The organism is Streptomyces sp. NPDC045701, assembly GCF_056432045.1.
Genome location: NZ_JBWKJV010000149.1, coordinates 1 through 3,240, shown reverse-complemented (window position 1 = coordinate 3,240; position 3,240 = coordinate 1). Strand labels below are relative to the sequence as shown.

Annotated in this window: 4 protein-coding genes and 1 pseudogene; 3 read left to right on the top strand and 2 right to left on the bottom strand. The window is 63.3% G+C overall.

Translation table 11 applies throughout. The features are described from left to right. Positions 1-418: 418 nt before the first annotated feature. Positions 419-1,036: an HAD family hydrolase gene (locus tag AC07DW_RS33900; RefSeq protein WP_478861449.1), complete on the bottom strand. Its 618-nt coding sequence runs from the start codon at positions 1,034-1,036 to the stop codon at positions 419-421. Positions 1,037-1,281: 245 nt separating this feature from the next. On the opposite strand from AC07DW_RS33900, the pseudogene AC07DW_RS33895 reads away from it, so the two are divergent. Then, positions 1,282-1,632: pseudogene (locus AC07DW_RS33895) on the top strand (IS110 family transposase); the annotation flags it as partial. A 245-nt stretch (positions 1,633-1,877) separates the two neighbouring features. Beyond that, positions 1,878-2,102 (top strand): hypothetical protein, encoded by a 225-nt coding sequence (locus tag AC07DW_RS33890; protein ID WP_478861448.1) that lies wholly within the window; start codon positions 1,878-1,880, stop codon positions 2,100-2,102. A 185-nt stretch (positions 2,103-2,287) separates the two neighbouring features. Here the strand turns inward: AC07DW_RS33890 and AC07DW_RS33885 are convergent, their stop codons facing one another. Beyond that, entirely contained in the window at positions 2,288-2,761 is a 474-nt protein-coding gene (locus AC07DW_RS33885; protein WP_478861450.1) for a DNA-processing protein DprA, read from the bottom strand. 178 nt (positions 2,762-2,939) lie between these two features. Here AC07DW_RS33885 and AC07DW_RS33880 point away from each other — a divergent pair, with 178 nt between their 5' ends. Next, on the top strand, positions 2,940-3,218 hold the full coding sequence (locus tag AC07DW_RS33880) for an SLOG family protein (protein WP_478861447.1): 279 nt from the start codon (positions 2,940-2,942) through the stop codon (positions 3,216-3,218). Positions 3,219-3,240 lie beyond the last annotated feature (22 nt).

Here is a 3,240-nt window from a genome sequence, read left to right as displayed (position 1 = left end):
CCACCCCCAACCGGCCGCACGACAAGGAAGCGGCCACAGGAGCGATCATGCCGGAACCGGCACACCCGTCACAGCGAATTGGGCAACGGAGTCCACCCGAGGCTCAAAGCCGCTGCTGCTGTCCACGACCCGCACAGGGCCGCGGAGCCGCGCGCGAAGCGAGCTCCCAGAGGCCCTTGCCTCATGAATTCACCATGGGGGCAGGGCGATGGTGACGGAGCGCACGATCAGCGCGCGCACGTGAATGATCGAGGCTTGGCCCGGGCAAACGGAGCGGGTCCCTTGGCGCTGCGCGCCAAGAAAGGCGGAATTCCCGCTTCGCGGGAATTAATAACGGAGCGTCAATCCCCCCTGCGCGGGGGGATTGCGAATTACGCTCGCGCAATTTTTGTCTTTACTCCGCTCGCGCTGGGTAATATCACCGCCAATCGATCTCTCGTACATCTATCGCGTCCATTCCCGCTTGAAGTGCGGCCCAGCAACCGGCATCGCTATCTTCGTAAACGAGACAACTTTCGGGCCTCACTCCCATAAGGGAGGCCGCAATTAGAAATGCGTCAGGCGCCGGTTTAATTTCTTGTACATGTTCACGACAGATGATAAAATGAAACAAGTGGTCGAGCCCTGCAATCGCAAGCCCCGCCCTCACCAGATCACCATCGTTGGCCGAGGCCACTGAGACAGGCGATAGCCCAGCTGCGCGGGTCGCGACCTCTCTCGCTGCAGCTATCGGCTGAATGTCATTCGCATTTTCAAGCCAGAATCTTTTAGCGGCGCTTATAAAATCCCTTTCGAGCTGCCGGTCTAGGATCAGTTTTTTTTCAACGAAAAGCCGGTCCCGCAATCCTTCGACCGACACAAAGGGCCGCAAGGCCAGCCAATCAAGACTCGCCTTGATGCCACAATGAGAAAGTCCGGCCTGCATCGCTCGCAGATTGAGGTCACCCGTATTCACTAAAGTGCCATCAAAGTCAAATATGTAAGCATCATATTGCCTTACACAGAAAGGAGTGCTCTTGAATCCACGGCATGGCATTCTAATGCCTTCTTTTCCGCCGATAAGGTTATTCGCTTTCTGGGAACCGCTCCGAAAATCATAATACGCACCCGGTCGGCTTCACTTCAAGACCTTCCCGTATCCGATGCTGCCTGGGTGGGCAAAGAAGACGCCGTCGGTGAAAAGTACGGGGCGAGTTCGTGATGGCGGGCCATCTCTGAGCCTTGGTCCCAGGTGAGCGTCTGGCGGGCGTGTTCGGGCAGTGCGCTGATGAAGGCCGTGATGACGAGACCGTTGCCGAGCTCTCGATGATCGCCGGGTTCGACGACGATCTCGCGGGTGAGTCCACCCGGATCGCTCACCGTCTCCGTGGCCTGCTCACCCAGATCCACCCGTCGCTCGAGCGTGTCCTGGGCCCGCGGATCCAGCATCCGGCCGTGCTCAAGTTGCTGGACCAGTTCGGATCCCCGGCTCAGATCCGCAAAGCCGGACGCCGTCGCCTCGTGACCTTGATACGTCCCAAAGCGTCACGGATGGCCGAGCGGCTGATCGAAGACATCTTCACCGCACTCGACGAACAGACCGTCGTGGTTCCCGGAACCGATGCTGCCGCGCTGATCGTTCCCAGCCTCGCGAGCTGCGACCCGCTGGTGAACACGTCGTCGACGAGGAGGATGGTGGATCCCTTGACGTCGCCAGTGTCTCCGGTCCAGGTCAGGGCGGCGGCATGCGCGATGGCAGCCGCGCGCTTCTCGTCCAGGGTGCGGTTCGCGGACCGGGGCGTCTCGGTTTGCTTCACCAGCTGGTGCGCGCCCGGCGGGCTGAGCGGGAAGGCGCGGGTCACGTCCTCGGTGTAGGCCGCATCCATGATCCACTCGATGTGCTGAATGGGCTCGCGGCCGGTGTGGGTGGGATTGCCGACGACGTGGTCGACGCCCCGCATCTGGTCGGGGTGGCTTTCGATCCAGCCGACGAGGAGCCGACCGAAGATCATCGCCCAGTCGGCTCTGCCCTCGTACTTCAGTTTGTGGATCTTGTCGCGCAGGGCTCCGGAGTACATGGCCACCGCGTCGACGCGGGAAAATCCACGCTCGGCTTCCGGTAGCGCGCACACCCGATTGCTGCACTGCCTTCCGGGCGCGACGGCCTGGGAGCAGACCGGGCAATGGGACTCGGCGACCGGCTGAAGGGTGCGGCCAGCGCAGTCGGAGCACAGGCGGGCGGTGCCGGTGATGCGGTAGGCACAGACCGGGCAGTCGGGGAAGCCTGCCGGATCCGGGAGGCCTGCCGTCACAGGCCGGCCAGGGCGAGCTGCTGGCGCTGCTGGCCGGCGGCCTGGATGTCCGCAGCCTGACCGAGGCGGTCGGTGATGTCGCTGGAGGCGGTGACCAGGATCGCCCGGTCCTCGTCCAGCATCTTCTTGGCCCAGGACTGGGTGTCGGCGAGGGAGCGGATCAGGAAGACGAGTTTGCCGTGCTCGGCGGCCAGGCGGGCCTGCATCTTGGCGCCCGACGTGCTGGAAGCCTCGATGACCACGCTGCCCAGGGTTGTACCGGAGGTGACGACGTTGCGGCGCGGGAAGGTGTACTTCGCCGGGGGGCTCGTGGGCCAGAACTGGCTCAGCAGCGCTCCGCCAGCCGTGAGGATCGCCTTCGCCAGGGGCCGGTTCTCGGCCGGGTAGATCGGGGCGGCGATGCCGGTGCCCATGACGGCGAAGGTCCGGCCGCCCGCGGTGAGCGTGGTCTGGTGGGCTGCCGCGTCGATGCCCTTGGGTCTCTAGGTTCAGAGCTGTTGATGCGCTCTGCCTTGATGGGCCGCTGGCCTGGCTCTTTCTCTCATCTGGCACTGCATGTTGCTGTTGGTGCCGTTGGCCCTCGAAGAATGTCCTCGGGGTGGGCAATGATGAGTGAGTTCTCTCTTGATCAGAGCCCTGGAGATCGTGATGACCCTCGAGTTGAGCGTCCCCCGGGTCCTGGTGTGCGGGAGTCGCCGTTGGCCCTGGTCAGCAACGGTGAGGGCAGTCCTGGATCGGCTCGCCGCTCGTTATGACGATCGGCTCATCGTCGTAGAGGGTGCGGCTTCCGGTGCTGACCATGCCGCTCATGACTGGTGCACTGCCCGTGGCCTGGGTGCCGAGCGTCACCGCTGGGTCGCGTCCTCGGAGCGGTGTAAAAGCTCGACGAGGGGTTCCGTTGTGGTTGATGTTATGCGGCCTTGGTGAGGGACACATGGGCTGTGGGTGC

Coding starts and splice junctions, on each gene's coding strand:
- AC07DW_RS33900 (WP_478861449.1), bottom strand. CDS start 1,036: ATGCCATGCCGTGGATTCAAGAGCACTCCTTTCTGTGTAAGGCAATAT.
- AC07DW_RS33880 (WP_478861447.1), top strand. CDS start 2,940: ATGACCCTCGAGTTGAGCGTCCCCCGGGTCCTGGTGTGCGGGAGTCGC.